Source organism: Pararhizobium sp. A13 (genome assembly GCF_040126305.1).
In the GTDB taxonomy this organism is placed as follows: domain Bacteria; phylum Pseudomonadota; class Alphaproteobacteria; order Rhizobiales; family Rhizobiaceae; genus Pararhizobium.
This window is the reverse complement of record NZ_CP149510.1, coordinates 2963244-2980735: the sequence shown is the minus strand read 5'-3', so window position 1 is coordinate 2980735 and position 17492 is coordinate 2963244. Positions and strand designations below refer to the sequence as shown.

Sequence of the window (17492 nt, the reverse complement as noted above, 5' to 3'; positions counted from 1 at the left end):
CGTTACAAGGTGACCGGTGCGGATCCGGCCTCCCTGCGAGCTTACTCCTTGACGGGTTCGCCCTTCACACGGACTTCGGATACACCACTGCGTACCACACGAATCTTCACGCCGTCAGCAATTTCAACTTCGAGTTCGTTGTCGTCGATGACCTTCGTCACCTTGCCGACAATACCGCCGCCGGTGACGATCTGGTCGCCGCGGCGAATGTTCTTCAGCAGTTCCTCGCGGCGCTTCATGTTTGCGCGCTGCGGGCGGATGATCAGGAAATACATTACGACGAAGATCAGCAGGAACGGCAGGATCGACATCAGGATATCAGCGCCGCCTGTGCCTGCGCCGGGTGCCGTCTGGGCGAATGCCTCGGTAATGAACATCAATCACTCCTTGAATGCGGTTTTGCGGGCGGATCGCCCATGATTCGGATCGCCGGAATATAGGAATAGCCCATGTGAATGCAACAACGGACCAACGGCTTCTGTCTTCAGCCTCATACAGGAAATCCGCCGGAGGAGAAGCTCTTTCTAGCCGATTTCACGCCTTTTACCGTTAGGACAGCTATGCTACCGAACGCTTGGCCTAGCGGCACAACCTGTTGCCCTGTTTCGGGAGGCTTTTTGATGCAGGATACGAAAATCGACCTTCTGATCACCGAAATGCAAAAACTGTCGGCAGCCCTCGAACGGGTCGCGGGGCCCGCCCCTGCCGCCAACGACTGGGGCGTGGCGGAATGTTTCGTCTGGACTCCCCAGCGCTTGCATCTCCAGCCAGTCGTCAGACCGAACCGGGTCGATCTCGCTCTGATCCGCGGCGTCGATCATGTCCGCGATATCCTGTTCGACAATACGCTGAGATTTGCGGAAGGATTCCCGGCAAACAACGTACTGCTCTGGGGCGCACGCGGCATGGGCAAGTCTTCGCTCGTCAAGGCAGTTCATGCGAGTGTGGCGCGGGATAGCGGCATTCGCCTGAAACTGGTGGAGGTGCATCGCGAAGACATCTCAACGCTGCCGGTCCTGATGGAAATTCTGAAGACGTCGCCGGTGCCGGTCATCGTTTTCTGCGATGACCTTTCCTTCGATCACGACGACACGTCCTACAAATCGCTGAAGGCTGTGCTGGACGGCGGAATCGAGGGCCGTCCGGCCAATGTGCTGCTCTATGCAACGTCCAACCGCCGGCATCTTCTCCCACGCCATATGATGGAAAACGAGCAGTCGACCGCGATCAACCCGTCGGAAGCCGTCGAGGAAAAGGTTTCGCTCTCCGATCGCTTCGGCCTTTGGCTCGGTTTCTACAAATGCAGCCAGGAAGACTATCTGGCCATGATCGACAGCTATGCCGCCTATTTTGGGCTGAAAACCGACCCCGCCACGTTGCATGCCGAGGCGTTGGAATGGAGCACCACACGCGGCGCCCGTTCGGGCCGCGTCGCCTGGCAGTACATCCAGGATCTGGCCGGTCGCTTGAAGAAAAAGATCGATCTGGTCTGAACGCAAAAGAAAAGCCCCGTTGTGGGGCTTTTCTTTTGCTGATTTGGCTGGCTGCGAAGCGACTATTCCAGGAACGTTGCCGGGTTGACGGCGCTGGCGTTCTTGCGCACCTCGAAGTGCACCTGCGGCTGGGTTGCCGTGCCGCTCATGCCCGATGCTGCGAGCGTCTGGCCGCGCTGGATTTTCTGGCCGCGCTGCACCTTCAGTTCCGACGCATTGCCATAAACGGTAACCGTACCGTCGTCGTGGCGAACCAGGACGGCGTTGCCCAGTTCCTTAAGGCTGCTGCCGGAGTAGATGACGACGCCGTTTTCAGCCGCCTTGATCGGTGTGCCTTCTGGCACCGAGATATTGATGCCGTCGTTGCGGTTGCCTTCGACATTGGCGCCATATCCGGCGATCACCTGACCGCGAACCGGCCAGCGGTACTTACTGATGCCCGTTGCCTTCGGCGAGGACTCCGAGCCGTCATCCTTGGATGCCACTTCGGTGACCGATTCCTTGGCGACCGGCGGCGTATACTCGGCGGGCTTTGCTTCCTCGACTTTGGCCAGCTTCGTATCCGGCTTGGCATCAACCTTCTTGCCGGGGACCGAGGCAGTAACCACCTGGTCCGGAGCCGATGTGTTGGCACCCGGAACCTTCAAGGTCTGGCCGATGCGGATCGCAGCGGTGGTCAAACCATTGGCTTTGCGCAGTTCCTCGACCGAGACGCCGTTGGCCTTGGCGATCCGGTTCAGGGAATCACCCGCCTTGACGGTATAGGTTCCACCCTTGCCGCCTTCGCCGGCGACCGGCTGTTTACCGGCAGCCATATCGGTGCGGTTGACACCTTTTTCGCGGGACTGCGTCTGGCCCGGCAGGATCGCGACGTCGCGATTGTCCGGCTGCAGCGGAATGTTCTTCTGCTTGTCGACATCGAGGCTTGCCGCGGCATCCGAAGCCGCCGCCTTTGCCGCACTTCCGGCCACCCCATAAGTCGGGATAAGGATGCGCTGGCCGGGCTCTGCGTCGGCGCCGGACTTCAGGCCGTTTGCCTTGAGGATTTCCTTTTCAGGAACACCAAACCGCTTGGACAATGTCGCGACGGTATCGCCCTGACGCAGAAGCACCGCCGGCGCATTCGTCGTCGACCAGCCACCCTTCGTCGTACTGGTGGTTACCGGATCAGCCTTGATCTTCTGTTCGGCCTTCGCGGTTTCGCGGACGGCCGGGAAAGGCTGCGTCAGCGAAGTATCGCGGGCCTTGGCTGCCGGATCAGCGAGTGCAACACGCTGAACGTTGATCGGCGTCGACGCTTCCCGAGCGCGGGAAACCGGTGTCGTTGCGGTATTGACCGGATCCGGGAACGGCTGGCTCATGGCTTGGTCACGATTCTCGCCTGCGACCGCAGGCACGACCGCCACGCCGTCGCCTTGGACGTCACTGCGCGGGATCGGAACATTGCTGCTGGCGATCGAATTCGTCGTGAAATTATCAGACCTGGAGAAGAGCCCTCCAAAGCGGGTTGCATCCGAGCTGCAACCCGTTGCGGCACTTGCCAGCAACACCGCCGCAACAAGGCGAACGACGGACTTTCCTGCACTCGACGAAACTCTAATACGCATGACGCTTACCCACTTGGAACACAACTCAGTGTAGGATGATTAAAGCGCATTAGAGTTACCGCGCGGTTAAAACCGGCGGCATGGACGATGGTTTTTGATGAATTGATAACCATGATTGGCGGCAGGCACCGAAGATATCGGGTGTCGGCGCCAATCAAACCGGTGGATAGCAAGAAACAACTGCGGCGCGGCCGTCCATCCCGGCACATTTCCAGACATGAGACAGGATTACGTATCCTGCACGGCCATCGACCTGCAATGCTCTGTCGGCAGGCTCAGAAGTTTTCCTGGTAGAACTTCTCGATCTCGGAAAGAGCGCCGCGCGTCTGCGAGACATCCTCATAGCTGATCGTGCCGGCATCCCAGCCGAACATCTCGCCAGTGGTCATGCTGCCTGCGTCCTGGAAAGTCGCGAACTCGGATTGAGACTTGTCTGTATCGAGCAGCACGCTGACGAGCGTTTGAAAGGTTGCGCCGCTTTCGTCACCACTCTCGTCGCTATATTCAACCGACCGCGCTCCGGCGATCGCCGCATCGCGCGTTCCGAAATAACGAAGGCTGTTTTGGTCCTCCGGACGGAGGTTGTCGTAATACTCGATGAAGGCGCGGTAATAGGCCTTGTAGTCACCGGTTTCGCTAAATTTCCCGAAGGCCTGATATTCGCGGGCGGCGAGCTGCGGAGAAAGCTTGTTACTCCACTCGTCCTTCGTCAGGGCCGGATATTTTTCCTGAGCACGCTTCGTCCGCCCGAGAAACAGAAGCGCCTCTGCCGACAGGGAAACACGCGAAGATGGATCATAGCCACCGCCGAGGGAGACAGTCGCGTTGCCCTCTTCGCGGTTAGCCGAAGGTCCCTGGGCAGCGGCGCGGCCGGCAAGGTTGCTCAGGCCATCACCGGTGCCTGTCGAGGTCAATCTGTTCGCGATCTGCATCTGCCGTCTCCTGCGTTGTGACGCCTGAAATGGAACTGACAAACACGCAGCAAGTCCGGGGTCAGCTCAAAGGTATGACTTTTTGTGCGCAGTTTTCGGTTAGGCTCCGAAACTTGTGCGAGACTGACCATCGTTAACGAAAAATTAACAAGCTGATTTTGCAGCAATAATCGGTGTGGGTCGGGAGAGTGCACTTTCAGGGATGCTGCAACGCAACAACAAAAAGATGGAATCAGCGCGCGATAGCGATGATTTCGCGGTTTTCCGAGCTGAACGGCCGGCCGTCCCATCCGCCGAGCCACGATACATCATTAAAGCCCGTCCTCCGCAGAAGGCCTTCGATCTCGGCCTGGTCGCGAAACGCCAGTGTGCTCTGCGAGATATGGGTCTGACGCTGCACATCGATGCGGGTATGGGTTCGAAAGCTCACCTGCCCGGCCCGCACATCGAAGACCTCATGCCAGGTTTCGACAGCGCCCAACTCCGGATGCTCGATCGTTCTCAAGGATTGTTCCGGCGTCCAGCCTTCCCAGGCGCGTGCAAGCGGGTTGCGGCTTTCGAACACGAGGCGGCCGCCGTCTTCAAGATGCCTCCGCACGGAAGAGAAGACCGCCAGAACTTGGTCGTCATCCAGAAACACCTGGAAAACATGGCCCGTCATCAGCACCAGATCGAAGCGTTCCTCAGTTCCAAGGGCATGGATGTCGCCATCGATCCAACGCACTCTCTCGCCGCCCATACGTCGACGTGCGATATCCAGCATGGCCGCCGCGGGATCCACGCCGGTCAACTGATGCCCGAGAGCAGCCAGCATCACTGTGAGAAGCCCGGTGCCGCAACCGAGATCAAGGATGCGGCAAGGCTGTTGCGGGAGCTGACAGTAAAAGTCGGTATCCTGTCCTGCAGGGTTAAGACTGTCGTAAAGCGCTGCAAGCGTGCGGTCGCTATAAATCGCGTCCGGCATCCGGCTTAGAGGAAAGACGCAAGTTGCGGAACGATCGGAAGGTAAGGCGCCTCAAACAGATCCTCGCGGTCGAATCGGCTGCCGGTGCGGGTCAAGCGGACGATCCGGCATTCGGTTTCGCTCATCATGATCGGTACAATGAGAACGCCACCGGAAACGAGGTGATCGGAAAAGACGCGCGGCAGGCTGGAGAACGCAGCGGTGACCAGAATGCGATCGAAGGTGCCTTCTCCGGCAGGCCCTGTGCTGCCATCCCCCTGGCGAACGATGACATTGCGGATACCTGCCTTTTCCAGGTTTTTCTGGGCGCCGGTCACGAGCGTCTTGTAACGATCGATAGTCAATACCCGCTCCGCAATCCGGCCCATCACGCCGGCGGTGAAGCCGCTGCCCGTGCCAACTTCCAGAATGCGCTGCCCAGGCTTGAGGTTGAGCTGGTGAAGGAGCCGGACTGCATAGTCGAAGCCTTCCATGAAGGAACCGCAGTCGAGCGGCACGAGCCGCGAAGAATAGGCATTGTCCTGAAATTGCGGCGGCGTAAACAGCGTGCGCGGCGTCTGCTCGACGGCGTTGAGCAATTCCTTGTTGGAAATCCCCTCCGCACGCAGGCGCAGCACCAAAGCAGCAAAGCCCTCCTGCTCGACGACGCGCGGGCTCAATCGGCGTCTCCGTCGAGCAATGCACGTGCAACACGGTCCTGCACGGCATAATCCGTCAAGTCGAGCTTTAGCGGCGTCACCGAAATCTTGTGTTCGCGGACGGCGTGAATGTCCGTGCCCGCGCGAAAATCGCCGAAACGCTCGCCGAACCGAAGCCAGAAATAGGGGTGACCGCGGCCGTCGGAGCGTTCGTCGATGGTGAGGCCGAAATCGAGCTTGCCCTGCGAGGTGACCTCTGTACCGGCAACGGCGCTTGCCGCGCAGTTCGGGAAATTGAGATTGAGGAATGTCCCGTCCGGCAGGTCGAGCCGCATCAGCTTGCGCAAAAGATCAGGCGCATGCGTTTCGACCACATCCCAGGGAGCACCGCCGTCTGCATGACGATAGGCCTGGCTGAGGGCAAAGGAACGAATGCCTTGCAGCGTGCCTTCGATAGCGCCGGCAATCGTACCGGAATAGGTGACGTCATCCGCCATATTGGCGCCGACGTTGACGCCTGAGAGGACGAGGTCCGGCTTGACGTCCAGTACCTTGCGCACCGCCATGATGACGCAATCGGTCGGCGTGCCGCGCAGGGCAAAGTGCCTTTCGGACACCTGCCGCAGACGCAGAGGCTCCGACAGCGTCAGCGAATGGGCAAGTCCGCTCTGATCGGTTTCAGGCGCAACGATCCAGACATCATCCGAAATCGTCCGGGCAATTCGTTCGAGAACGGCGAGACCCTCGGCGTGAATGCCATCGTCGTTTGTCAGCAGAATTCGCATATCTACCCCTGCCGCAGGACGCGGCTCAACCGGCCTTTTCAATCTTGGTGAGGCCGCCCATATAGGGCAACAATACGTTCGGGATGGTTACCGATCCGTCTTCATTCAGATAGTTTTCGATGACGGCGATGAGTGCACGCCCGACGGCCGTGCCCGAGCCGTTCAGCGTATGGACGAATTTCAGCGTCTTGTCGTCCTTCGTCCGGTAACGCGCATTCATGCGCCGGCCCTGGAAATCGCCACAGACCGAGCAGGACGAGATTTCGCGATACGTGTCCTGCCCAGGCAGCCAGACTTCAAGGTCGTAGGTCTTGCGTGCGCCAAAGCCCATGTCACCGGTGCAGAGCGTCATGACGCGGTAGTGCAGCCCCAGACGCTTCAGCACCTCTTCAGCGCAGGCGGTCATGCGCTCGTGTTCGTCGATCGAGCTATCCGCATCGGTGATCGACACGAGCTCCACCTTGTTGAACTGGTGCTGGCGCAGCATGCCGCGCGTATCGCGGCCGGCCGAACCCGCTTCCGAGCGGAAGCAGGGCGTCAGCGCCGTGAAGCGCAGCGGAAGCGTGTCAGCTTCGAGGATCTGCTCGCGCACCATATTGGTGAGCGGCACCTCGGCAGTCGGAATCAGCCAGCGGCCGTCGGTGGTCTTGAAAAGGTCCTCAGCGAATTTCGGAAGCTGGCCAGTACCGTACATGGCGTCGTCACGCGTCATTAGCGGCGGCTGGACTTCCAGATAATCATGCTCACTCGTATGCAGGTCGAGCATGAACTGGCCGAGCGCCCGCTCGAGCCGCGCCAGTTGGCCTTTGACGATGGTGAAGCGAGAGCCGGCAATCTTGGCCGCACCTTCAAAATCGAGCCAGCCGAGCGCTTCGCCGATTTCGAAATGTTCCTTCGGCTTGTGGTTCCAGCCGGGCTTCTGGCCATGGCTGTGCTTGACGACGTTACCACTTTCGTCGCCGCCGACCGGCACATCATCCAGCGGAATATTGGGAATGCGCGACAGGGCGTCGGCAAGATCGGAATCCGTCTGACGGCTATCTTCTTCGAGCGCCGGCATGGTGGTCTTCAGTTCGGCAACTTCGGCCTTCAGTTTTTCGGCAAGTTCGTTGTTCTTCTGCGCCATTGCCGCGCCGATTTCCTTGGAGGCGGCGTTGCGGCGCGACTGCATGTCCTGCAGCGACTGAACGAGGGAGCGGCGCTTTTCATCGAGTGAGATCAGCGCGGCCGACAGGGGCTCGGCACCACGCTTTTCAAGCGCCGCGTCCAGGGCTTCGGCATTGTCCCTAATCCATTTGATATCAAGCATGTTCGTTCGGGTCCTGATCGGTCGTGTCGAAAGTGGGACCCGAACACCGTGCGCTGACACGAAGCCCGTGTCAGCCGGCGTTTTCCTTCGCCTCGGCATCCTCGCGCGCTTGCGCGTCGCGTGTCCGTTGCCGCTCGACGAGTCGGGCCGTATAGATCGAAATCTCGTAGAGAAGGATGGCCGGGAGAGCAAGGCCGATCTGGGAAACCGGATCCGGCGGGGTCAGAATTGCCGCCGCAATGAAGGCGATGACGATCGCGTATTTGCGCTTGTCCTTCAGCCCCTGCGAGGTGACGAAACCGACACGCGCCAAGAGCGTCGTAATGACCGGCAGCTGGAACACCAGACCGAAGGCGAAAATCAACGACATGATCAGGCTCAGATATTCCGAAACCTTGGGCAGAAGCTGGATCGATACCTGCCCCTCGCCGCCATGCTGCTCCATCGCCAGGAAGAACCACATGACCATCGGCGTGAAGAAGAAATAGACGAGCGCACCCCCCATCAGAAACAGGATTGGCGACGCGATCAAAAACGGCAGGAAGGCCGCCCGCTCGTTCTTGTAAAGGCCGGGAGCGACGAACTTGTAGACCTGCGAGGCGATGACGGGAAAGGAGATCACCAGGGCGCTGAACATCGCGACCTTGATCTGCGTGAAGAAAAATTCCTGCGGCGCCGTGTAGATCAGCTCCACGCTGCGATGATCGAGCCCGGCCCACTCAACCGCCCATTTGAACGGCTGAACGAGGACATCGAACAGGCCCTTGGCGAAATAGAAGCAGACAAGGAAAGCCGCGAAAAAAGCGCCGACCGCCCAGATAAGCCGCGAGCGCAGCTCGATCAGATGCTCCATCAGCGGCTGGGGCTTGTCTTCGATATCGCCGCTCATGCGTCACCTTTTTTCTTGGTCTTCTTCGGCGCAGCCGTGGCAGATTCCGGCTTCACGGCCGTAGCAACGTCGCCCTTAACCTTCTTCGCAGTCGTCTTCGCGGGAGCCGCGACAGCGGCTCCGACTGCAGCCGCCTTCGGCTTGGAAGCACGTTTCGCCCTTGGTTCTTCAACGGGAGCAGCGATGGCGGCAGCCCGATCCATCTGCTTGGCCGTCGAGGCGCCTCCAGCAGCGGCGACAGGCTCGGCTTTCGGCTGCTCCTGCGGAATGACTGCTTCCGCCGGAACTTCGGCGGGCGCCACAGCCGGTTCCACCGGCTTCGTCTCGACGGTCGTCGCCTTCTGCAGATCGGCCTTGATGTCGTTGCCCATCTGGCGAAGCGGATTCATCGCCTCGCGCAGGCTATGTGCCGGGTTGAGCTTCTGTGCGTCGCTCAGCGTCTTGCGAACATCGTCGAGATCGGCCTCCTTCAGCGCTTCATCGAACTGCTGGCGGAAATCACTCGCCATGCCGCGCATCTTCGTCATCATCTTGCCGAACGTGCGCAGCATCGGCGGCAGGTCCTTCGGGCCCACCACGATGATCAGAACGATGGCGATAACGACGAGCTCGGTCCAGCCGACATCAAGCATTCTCAAGGACTCCACAACACCGAAAGGCGGCAAGGCCTGCCCTCACGGTCAGACCCCGAACCGAATGCATGATCAGCGGACTTCGTCGGATTTATGTTCGACCGTCTTGGCATCGACGCCCTTGTCGGCGGCCGTCTCATCCTCGGTCATGCCCTTCTTGAAGCTCTTGATGCCCTTGGCAACGTCGCCCATCAGTTCCGGGATCTTGCCGCGACCGAACAACAGCAGAACAACGACCAGAACGATCAGCCAATGCCAGATACTAAAGGAACCCATGTCCTTACTCCCTTGAAACCTGTAACCCCGATTTAAGATGCTCGACCATCTTTTTCAAACTGCAATGTATCTCGCTCGTTAACGGAAAGCAGCACGTCACGCAATGCTTACACCAAGAGTTCGGCAGAGATACGCCCGTCCATCAGATTATCAGATCAATCGAGCGCAGCCGCCGGTGGAACCGAGGGCCGGACGCGACCATTGCGCACAAGGGCAGAAGGCTGACGGGCAAGGGGAACACGGCTTCAAGACGCGGGCTTTTATTCCCCGTCCCCGCCGCTCGGCGCCAAGAGGCCGAGCTCTTCAAGATCAAGCTGCGTGATTGGATCCTCGTCTTCGCCAAGTCCATCATCGCCAAGCGGAACCGGAATCTGGAAGCCCGAGGGGATGCGGCCGGAGAGAAGGCCCGCGCCCTTCAATTCTTCGAGACCGGGCAGGTCGCGCAGTTCCTCAAGGCCGAAATGGTCGAGAAAATCCCGGGTTGTGCCGAAGGTCACGGGACGGCCAGGGGTGCGGCGGCGGCCACGGAACCGGATCCAGCCCGCTTCCATCAGCACGTCCAACGTCCCCTTCGACGTCTGCACGCCGCGGATATCCTCGATCTCTGCCCGGGTCACCGGTTGGTGGTAGGCGATGATCGCCAGCACTTCGAGTGCCGCCCGTGACAGTTTTCGCACCTCGTTTTCATCTGTCTGGACGACGAAAGAGAGGTCGGCTGCCGTACGGAACGCCCAGTGATCGGCCACCTGTACGAGATTGACGCCGCGCTCGGCATAGATGGACTTCAACCGCATCATGATGCGCGGCACATTTGCGCCCCGCGGCAGGCGCTGCGCGATGTAGCTCTCCGACACCGGCTGGGCGGACGCAAAGACAAGCGCTTCGGCGATGCGTTCCGCTTCCAGTTCGATGCGCGGATCAAGCAGGATTTCCGTGCTGGTCGTTTCGTCCTGCTCTTCGATCACGCCCGGTAGCTGCCTTTGCGGTTCAATCACGCCCCGCCTCCATGTCGGCCAGCGCCTCGGCCGTCAGCTTGTTCGGCCCCTGGCGCAAGTAGATCGGCGAGAACGCGCCATCCTGACGAATTTCAAGCCGGCCTTCCCGCACCATTTCGAGCGATGCAGCAAAGGAACTGGCAATAGCCGTCGCCCTCTCCTTCGGGCTCGTCATGTAACGCAGCAGAAAGTGGTCGAGTGCCGTCCAGTCGACCATATCCCCGATCAGCCGGGCGAGGACAAGGCGGGCATCGGCGAGCGACCAGACCTGCCGCTTCTCGATTGTTACCTGCATCACCGCCTCACGCTGGCGCAGCGACGCGTAGGCACTCAGCAGATCATAGAGCGATGCCTCGAAGGCGGATTTCTTTTCGACGGGAATATGTTCCGGCGCGCCACGTGCGAACACGTCGCGCCCAAGCCTGTTGCGGTTGATCAGGCGGGTCGCCGCTTCGCGCATCGCTTCCAGGCGTTTGAGGCGGAAAGCCAGAGCCGTGGCCATCTCCTCGCCCGATGGCCCCTCGTCCTTCGTCTGCTGCGGAATGAGCAGGCGCGATTTGAGGAAGGCAAGCCAAGCTGCCATGACAAGATAGTCGGCGGCGAGTTCAAGCCGGATGCTACGGGCGCGCTCGATGAAAGCGATATATTGCTCGGCAAGCGCCAGCACCGAAATGCGGGATAGATCGACACGCTGGTTGCGCGCCAGATGCAGCAGAAGGTCGAGCGGGCCTTCGAAGCCGGCGATATCGACGACGAGCTCTTCCTCGTGCAGGCCACGATCCGATGCATCGTCCTGCCACAGCGGGTCCATGGGGGTCTTGGCCGCCGGTTTCCTCTGCATGTCGCCGGCGTTGCTCACGATTGTCCTGCCTCTTGTTGCCGTTGTTTCCCTTACGCGATGGCCAGCATGCCGTTGAACTCATCCCGCAACGCGGTTTCATCCGATGCGTCCGGCTTTGCGAACCCGGCTTCCACCGCCTTCGCGCGCCTGAGCGTCTCACCGGAGATTACCGGCACGACACGCGCCACCTGCAGCATTTCATCCATAATGCCGTGGCAATGCAACACCAGATCGAGGCCAGCGGCCACAATGCCACGCGCCCGCGCGTCAATATCGCCTGCGAGCGCATTCATCGAAACGTCGTCCGACATCAACAGTCCATCGAAGCCGATATGGCCGCGGATGACATCGTGCACCACTTTGGCGGAGGTCGTCGCGGGATTCTCCGGATCGATCGCCGTGAAAACGATATGCGCCGACATCGCCATCAGTTCGTTCTTCATGGCGGTGAAGGGCAGGAAATCGCTTTTGGCCAGTTCGTCGAACGCCACATCAACGACCGGCAGCTTGTGGTGGGAATCGACGAAAGCCCGGCCATGCCCCGGCATATGCTTCATCACCGGCAGCATGCCGCCTGCCTTAAGGCCCGCCGCCGCTGCCGCGCCAATTTCGGCCACGGCCTGCGGATCATAGTCGTAGGCGCGGTTGCCGATCACGTCGTTGCTGCCTTCGATCGGCACGTCCAGCACCGGCAGGCAATCGACCGTGATGCCAAAGCGCATCAGGTCGAAGGCATGCAGCCGCGACATCAGCCACGCGGCGCGAAGGCCCTTCTGGCGGTCGCGACGGTAAATCTCACCGATCGCGGCACCGTTCGGATATTGCGGAACGATCGGCGGACGGATGCGCTGGACGCGGCCACCTTCCTGGTCGATCAGTACCGGTGCGTCGGGATTGCCAATGCTGTCGCGCAACGACGCGGTGAGATCAGAAATCTGCTCGGGCTCGCCGATATTGCGTCCGAAAAGGATGAAGCCCCACGGGCGCTCGCCTGCAAAGAAGGCTTTTTCCTCGGGCGTGATCGTCAGGCCCTTGCAGCCTGAAATGAATGCTTTTGATTCGGTCATGGGGCGATGATAGTGGCTGCGGCCGGCAAAGGCGAATATCGATTCTTCCTTTAAATCCCGTCATTCACAGCAAACAAATCCGCTTGAAGACGAAAAAGGCGCGGCCGTTTCGCCGCGCCTTTTTTGGTGTTCTCGCTGTTGGCCGGATTATTTCGTCACAAGGCAACTGCCGCCAGCGCTCTTGTAGCGCGCGCACAGGGCATTCGCCTCTTGCTTGGACCCGGCGGGAATGCGCACCCGGAAATAGGTCCCCTTGCCGGCGATCTCGGCCTTCTTGATATCGACGCCCTTGCCGCCGATGACGCTGCCGAACTTGCCGGAAAGCGTCTTGTAGGACTTCTGCGCTTCGGCTTCCGACGGCAGCGACGCGATCTGGATCACATAGGTTCCGGGTGCGACGGAGGCCGTTTCAACCGGCTTGGCTTCGACTGCCGGCTGAGCCTGCTGGGTCGGCTCGGCCTTGAAGGTGTCAACGACCTTCGCCTGCTCTTCGACCGGACGCGTCTGCGGAACCGGATTGGTGTTAGCAACCGCCGTCGTCTTGACGGAGCGGACCGGCGCCGTTTCCTCAACGGTCGTGTCGGCGGCTTCTGCAAGCGCACTCTTCTGCTCCGGTGCAGCAGCTTGATCGGCGGCAGCTTGATCGGCAGCTGGCAGGGACTTCGGCGTAGAACCCGTCTCCACCTGCGGTGTCACCGCGGTCGTCTTGACCATCTTGATCTGCGGGTCGCCCTGGCTTGCGGGCGTTTCGTTCGCAGCGATCTCCGATTCAGGCTGGGTAACCGGCTCTTCGCGAGCAACCAGCGTACCATCCGGCTTGACGATCATCGTGCGAACCTTGCGCGGCGATACGGCAGGCGAGCTGTCTTCGGCAGCGGCGTTCTCGGCCGTTTGGCCATCCGGCAGCAGGCGTTCGCTGCCGTCCTCGTCTACCGGCGCTACGCCCGGAAGCTCTTCGCCGGCACCTTCGAGCGGCAGGTTCTCCGGCGTCAGCGTCCGCTGAACCACATCGACCGGCTCCTCGGTCGAGGAAACCAGCGTGCCCTGCTCCGGCGTACTGTCCTGCGCACCGGCAACACGATCATAGACGGCCTTGTCCTGATTGGGGACGGTCTTGCCGCCCTTTTCGACCGGCACGATCTTCACAGGCGATTTGTCCGCCAGAATGATTTTCGGCTCTCCGCCGGACAGCACGGAACCGTTGCCACCGATGAACGCGTAGACGCCGACGCCTCCGAAGATCGCCAGACCGGTAACTGCCGCGGCAAGCAGGATCAACCGACGCTTGCCGGAACCGCTGCCCTCTTCGTCAAAGTCGCTATTGGCCGTGTAGCCGGAGCCGACAGCCAGGCGATCCGAGGATGGGTCGGCTTCCTGCCGCTGGCTCAGCGACAGCCGGAAATCCTCTTCCATAGCTTTTTCGAACTCGTCGAAATCATCCTCGACAGGCGCGCCAGCGGCGGCAGTCCGGGTCTGTGGAATCGAATGCGGCACGGAACCGAAACCGAGCTCGTCGTCAGCGCCTCTGTTCGCGCCAGCGCCACCGCGGCTCGGCGTTCCGAACAACTGCGCCATTTCAGCGTCGATATCGAGGTCGTAATCCGGCTGATGGACGACCGGACGCTCCTGCTCGACTGCCGGCAATTGTGGCACGTTCAGATCGGCGATCGCCGTCAGGTTTTCTTCCGTCTCGGCAATCATCGAGGGATCGAAGGGAAGAATGCTTTCGGGCTCTTCGCGCGCAGGCTCGTCGTCTTGCGGGACTTCGTCGACGGGTGCCACTGGGGCTGCAGCAATGCTGACGGGCTCCTCTGCAATCGCAGCAGCCGGAGCGAACGCGGCCTCCCGAGCCGCAATCTCGAATTCCGAGGGGTCGATATCGAGATCGATACCGGAAAGATCGAGTTCGAACGAGTCGAGATCGAAATCCGGTTCCTGATCGACAGGCGCCTTCAGAGCCGGAGCTGCTTCGGTCACCGCCGGCTCGACGGGCGTTTCGGCTGGCTGATACGCGGTTTCGGTGACAGCTGCTGCCACCGGCACAGACGCCGCCGGAAGCGGGGTCGCAAAGGCCTTCTGCGACAGGACTCCGCCGTTCGAGGCGACCGGCGTAGCCCGGCTGAATGTCGGCGTGAAGGGATAATTGATTTTTCGCGCGGCATCCGCCGAGGTCGCCAGCTTAACGGCAGCTTTGGCGGGAACAGGAAACCGTTCGATATCTGTGAGCAAGGCGTCAATGCCATGCGCGTCCGCCGCGGAAATCACGATGTCACCCGACTTCAATGGCGGTGCCGGCTCTGGCTGCCTTTCGGGCAGATCGTACTGCTTCTCGCTCGTCGGCTCCGGCACCACTAAGGCTTGGTCGGCGCCGGTGTGGACATCCCCAACGGGATCAAGGGCGACGGGCTCGTCAAATGCAGGCGAAGGGGCGACTTCCTCGACTGGCTCTTCTGCCTTGGCGCCGGCAAGAGCACCCAACTCAGGCTCGAAATGCTGCGTTTGCGCCGAAGCCGTTTCAATTGTAGGCGCTACGGCGGCATACTCGTCGTAGCCGATGGACAGTTCGAGTTCACGCTCAAGATCTGCACCGTCGAATGCGGGGTCGCTGTCAGAATCAACTGACCAAACGTTTTCGACTTCCGCCGAAACCGGCTCAGACTGGGGTGACCAGAAATCGACAACCGGTTCTTCGTCTACGCTGACGACCTCAGCCGCGGGTTCTGCAGGAATGGGCTCTTCTGCAGCGGGCGGCGCGATTTCCACGGCAAGCGCGGTAACGTCAGCCGAAACCTCCGGAAGAATCTCTTCCGCCTCGTAAGCGACGAACTCTGGCTCAACGAATGCGGCTGGAGCGAAATCGCTCTCTTCGGGAAGCGGCGCGAAAGCAACATGATCCTCGGCACTGACCGGCTCAGGTGCATGCATCGACGATCCACCTTGCGGCGCATCATAGACGTCGAACTCGCGTAGCAGCTCGTCCTCCAGATCGAGCACAGGCTCAAGGCGGACCGCTTCGCGATGTCTTTCGAGCTCCTGCAGCTGCTGAACTGCGGGCCGATTGTCATAGCCGACAATGCGGGCCAGCTCTGCCAAAGGATCGTCATCCGACAAAGCGTCGAATTCCGCAGTCCCGCTTCGTGCCAATTGTTTGTCTGCCATGCGCTCCACTCACAACTTACTAGCCAGTTCTTGCCAGTGCTTTGTGGGGAAATGGTGACGTTACTATCGCATCTCGTCCGGGGCAGCGGTACCTGTAATGGACAGGCCCGACTTCAAAACGGAGGCAACGGCACGCACCAGCCCAAGTCTGGCAATGGTCAATTCTCTGTTCTTATCGTTAACAAAACGTAATTCCGGAGATTCTTTACCTTTATTCCAGTGTCCGTGGAAGGCGCTGGCAAGATCGTAGAGGTAAAACGCGATCCTGTGAGGCTCCTGAGACAGTGCCGCTGCCTCGATGACACGCGGATATTCTGCGAGCTTGGCAACGAGCTGGAGCTCATTCGAATCAGTGATATTTCCTGCGACAGCTCCGGCCAGATCGAGGGTTTCGAAATCAGTGCCCGGAAAGGCTTCGGCCGCCTGCCGGAAGACCGACATGCAGCGTGCATGCGCATACTGCACGTAAAAGACCGGATTATCCTTCGACTGTTCTGTCACCTTGGCAAAGTCGAAGTCGAGTGGTTCGGAACTCTTGCGATAGATCATCATGAACCGCACGGAATCCCGCCCAACCTCTTCCACGACATCCCGAAGCGTGACGAAATCGCCCGAACGCTTGGACATCTTGACCGGCTCGCCGTCGCGATAGAGCTTGACGAGCTGGCAGAGCAGCACCGTCAGCTTCGAGGTGCCGCCCGAGACCGCGCGCGCCAGCGCCTCGAGCCGCTTGACGTAGCCGCCGTGATCGGCGCCGAGCACATAGATCATCTCGTTGAAGCCGCGATCGAACTTGTCCTTGAAATAGGCAACGTCGGCGGCGAAGTAAGTATAGGAGCCGTCGGACTTGATCAGCGGCCGGTCGATGTCGTCACCGACCTCGGTCGAGCGGAACAAGGTCTGCTCGCGATCTTCCCAGTCTTCCGGCACTTGCCCCTTCGGCGGCGGCAGCGCGCCCTTGTAGACATGGCCTTTGAAGGTCAGGTCGTTGATGGCGTTGCGGATCGGACCGGCGCCGTTGGCATGCAGTGTCCGCTCGGAGAAGAAGACATCGTGATGAACGTTGAGGGCGGCAAGATCCTCACGGATCATCACCATCATCGCATCGATCGTCCGGTCCTTGACGAGCGGCATCCACTTGTCTTCCGGCATGATCCTGAGGCTGGAGCCGAATTCATCCGCCAGCGCCTGGCCGACCGGAACAAGATAATCGCCCGGATAGAGACCCGCCGGGATATCGCCGATCTTTTCACCCAGCGCCTCGCGGTAACGCAGGAAGGCGGACCGGGCAAGCGTGTCGATCTGCGAGCCGGCATCGTTGATGTAATATTCCTTGGTCACCTCGTAACCGGCGAACTCCAGCAGGTTTGCGAGCGTGTCGCCGACGACGGCGCCGCGGCAGTGACCGACATGCATCGGGCCGGTCGGGTTAGCCGAGACATATTCGACATTGACCTTACGCCCGGCGCCGACGGCGCTCTTGCCGAAACCGGTACCATCGGCGATCATGATCGCCAGCAGGCTCTGCCAATAGGCGACCGAAAGCTTGACGTTGATGAACCCGGGACCGGCCACCGAGACGTCCGCGACTTCCGGGTCCTCTTTCAGTTTCGCGACGATCTGGTCGGCGAGCGCGCGGGGATTGGTGCCCAGCGGCTTGGCCAGTACCATGGCGGCGTTGGTTGCGACATCGCCGTGGCTGACGTCACGCGGAGATTCCACGCTGACACGTCCGAAATCGATCTCAGATCTCTTTTCACGCACGATATCAATCGTTTCCAGAACGTTTTTAATTCTTGATTCGAAGTCTGTGAAAAGGTTCATGGCATCCATCCGCTCTGCTCGCCTTTGAGTGCGAGACCGCGTTGTTATCGTTCAAGTGGCATTACGGCAGCACAGTCGCCG

16 protein-coding genes are annotated in these 17492 nt (G+C 60.3%); 1 reads left to right on the top strand and 15 read right to left on the bottom strand.

The window, feature by feature from the left end:
• Nucleotides 1–41 precede the first annotated feature (41 nt).
• Nucleotides 42–377 carry a preprotein translocase subunit YajC gene (gene yajC / locus WI754_RS14710; protein ID WP_037123840.1) on the bottom strand — a complete coding sequence of 112 codons (336 nt, stop codon included), beginning with the start codon at nt 375–377 and terminating at the stop codon, nt 42–44.
• Between the two features lie 243 nt (nt 378–620).
• Between yajC and WI754_RS14705 the strand changes: the two genes are divergently transcribed.
• Nucleotides 621–1493 (top strand): ATP-binding protein, encoded by an 873-nt coding sequence (locus tag WI754_RS14705; RefSeq protein WP_349434199.1) that lies wholly within the window; start codon nt 621–623, stop codon nt 1491–1493.
• A 62-nt stretch (nt 1494–1555) separates the two neighbouring features.
• On the opposite strand, the gene WI754_RS14700 is transcribed toward WI754_RS14705, so the two are convergent.
• The 14 genes from WI754_RS14700 to argS all read right to left on the bottom strand — a co-directional run bounded on the left by WI754_RS14700 (nt 1556) and on the right by argS (nt 17411).
• The gene (locus WI754_RS14700; protein WP_349434198.1) at nt 1556–3100 is read right to left on the bottom strand and encodes a peptidoglycan DD-metalloendopeptidase family protein; all 1545 of its coding nucleotides are present in this window, start codon (nt 3098–3100) and stop codon (nt 1556–1558) included.
• A gap of 275 nt (nt 3101–3375) precedes the next feature.
• Nucleotides 3376–4032 (bottom strand): biotin biosynthesis protein BioC, encoded by a 657-nt coding sequence (locus WI754_RS14695; RefSeq protein ID WP_349434197.1) that lies wholly within the window; start codon nt 4030–4032, stop codon nt 3376–3378.
• 232 nt (nt 4033–4264) lie between these two features.
• The gene (locus tag WI754_RS14690) at nt 4265–4996 is read right to left on the bottom strand and encodes a class I SAM-dependent methyltransferase (protein ID WP_349434195.1); all 732 of its coding nucleotides are present in this window, start codon (nt 4994–4996) and stop codon (nt 4265–4267) included.
• A 5-nt stretch (nt 4997–5001) separates the two neighbouring features.
• On the bottom strand, nt 5002–5655 hold the full coding sequence (locus WI754_RS14685) for a protein-L-isoaspartate(D-aspartate) O-methyltransferase (RefSeq protein WP_349434193.1): 654 nt from the start codon (nt 5653–5655) through the stop codon (nt 5002–5004).
• Nucleotides 5652–6419 carry a 5'/3'-nucleotidase SurE gene (gene surE / locus WI754_RS14680; RefSeq protein ID WP_349434191.1) on the bottom strand — a complete coding sequence of 256 codons (768 nt, stop codon included), beginning with the start codon at nt 6417–6419 and terminating at the stop codon, nt 5652–5654. Before surE ends, WI754_RS14685 begins: the two co-directional genes overlap by 4 nt.
• Before the next feature lie 25 nt (nt 6420–6444).
• Nucleotides 6445–7728 (bottom strand): serine--tRNA ligase, encoded by a 1284-nt coding sequence (gene serS, locus WI754_RS14675; protein WP_349434189.1) that lies wholly within the window; start codon nt 7726–7728, stop codon nt 6445–6447.
• A 70-nt stretch (nt 7729–7798) separates the two neighbouring features.
• Nucleotides 7799–8617 carry a twin-arginine translocase subunit TatC gene (gene tatC, locus WI754_RS14670; RefSeq protein ID WP_349434187.1) on the bottom strand — a complete coding sequence of 273 codons (819 nt, stop codon included), beginning with the start codon at nt 8615–8617 and terminating at the stop codon, nt 7799–7801.
• Nucleotides 8614–9249 (bottom strand): Sec-independent protein translocase protein TatB, encoded by a 636-nt coding sequence (gene tatB, locus WI754_RS14665; protein ID WP_349434186.1) that lies wholly within the window; start codon nt 9247–9249, stop codon nt 8614–8616. The genes tatC and tatB overlap by 4 nt, the downstream gene beginning before the upstream one ends.
• Nucleotides 9250–9321: 72 nt before the next feature.
• Nucleotides 9322–9525, bottom strand: a complete 204-nt coding sequence (locus WI754_RS14660; RefSeq protein ID WP_349434185.1) for a twin-arginine translocase TatA/TatE family subunit — start codon at nt 9523–9525, stop codon at nt 9322–9324.
• Between the two features lie 260 nt (nt 9526–9785).
• Complete coding sequence (gene scpB / locus WI754_RS14655; RefSeq protein ID WP_349437825.1) at nt 9786–10490, bottom strand: SMC-Scp complex subunit ScpB; 705 nt, start codon at nt 10488–10490, stop codon at nt 9786–9788.
• A 22-nt stretch (nt 10491–10512) separates the two neighbouring features.
• Nucleotides 10513–11331 carry a ScpA family protein gene (locus tag WI754_RS14650; RefSeq protein ID WP_156141985.1) on the bottom strand — a complete coding sequence of 273 codons (819 nt, stop codon included), beginning with the start codon at nt 11329–11331 and terminating at the stop codon, nt 10513–10515.
• Nucleotides 11332–11411: 80 nt separating this feature from the next.
• Entirely contained in the window at nt 11412–12428 is a 1017-nt protein-coding gene (gene nagZ / locus WI754_RS14645; RefSeq protein ID WP_349434184.1) for a beta-N-acetylhexosaminidase, read from the bottom strand.
• A 147-nt stretch (nt 12429–12575) separates the two neighbouring features.
• Nucleotides 12576–15587, bottom strand: a complete 3012-nt coding sequence (locus WI754_RS14640) for an SPOR domain-containing protein (RefSeq protein WP_349434183.1) — start codon at nt 15585–15587, stop codon at nt 12576–12578.
• A gap of 63 nt (nt 15588–15650) precedes the next feature.
• Nucleotides 15651–17411: an arginine--tRNA ligase gene (gene argS / locus WI754_RS14635; RefSeq protein WP_349434182.1), complete on the bottom strand. Its 1761-nt coding sequence runs from the start codon at nt 17409–17411 to the stop codon at nt 15651–15653.
• Between the last annotated feature and the right edge of the window lie 81 nt (nt 17412–17492).

Coding starts and splice junctions, on each gene's coding strand:
- tatC (WP_349434187.1), bottom strand. CDS start 8,617: ATGAGCGGCGATATCGAAGACAAGCCCCAGCCGCTGATGGAGCATCTG.
- surE (WP_349434191.1), bottom strand. CDS start 6,419: ATGCGAATTCTGCTGACAAACGACGATGGCATTCACGCCGAGGGTCTC.
- argS (WP_349434182.1), bottom strand. CDS start 17,411: ATGAACCTTTTCACAGACTTCGAATCAAGAATTAAAAACGTTCTGGAA.
- WI754_RS14700 (WP_349434198.1), bottom strand. CDS start 3,100: ATGCGTATTAGAGTTTCGTCGAGTGCAGGAAAGTCCGTCGTTCGCCTT.
- WI754_RS14690 (WP_349434195.1), bottom strand. CDS start 4,996: ATGCCGGACGCGATTTATAGCGACCGCACGCTTGCAGCGCTTTACGAC.
- yajC (WP_037123840.1), bottom strand. CDS start 377: ATGTTCATTACCGAGGCATTCGCCCAGACGGCACCCGGCGCAGGCACA.
- tatB (WP_349434186.1), bottom strand. CDS start 9,249: ATGCTTGATGTCGGCTGGACCGAGCTCGTCGTTATCGCCATCGTTCTG.
- WI754_RS14650 (WP_156141985.1), bottom strand. CDS start 11,331: ATGGACCCGCTGTGGCAGGACGATGCATCGGATCGTGGCCTGCACGAG.
- serS (WP_349434189.1), bottom strand. CDS start 7,728: ATGCTTGATATCAAATGGATTAGGGACAATGCCGAAGCCCTGGACGCG.
- WI754_RS14695 (WP_349434197.1), bottom strand. CDS start 4,032: ATGCAGATCGCGAACAGATTGACCTCGACAGGCACCGGTGATGGCCTG.
- WI754_RS14640 (WP_349434183.1), bottom strand. CDS start 15,587: ATGGCAGACAAACAATTGGCACGAAGCGGGACTGCGGAATTCGACGCT.
- WI754_RS14705 (WP_349434199.1), top strand. CDS start 621: ATGCAGGATACGAAAATCGACCTTCTGATCACCGAAATGCAAAAACTG.
- nagZ (WP_349434184.1), bottom strand. CDS start 12,428: ATGACCGAATCAAAAGCATTCATTTCAGGCTGCAAGGGCCTGACGATC.
- WI754_RS14660 (WP_349434185.1), bottom strand. CDS start 9,525: ATGGGTTCCTTTAGTATCTGGCATTGGCTGATCGTTCTGGTCGTTGTT.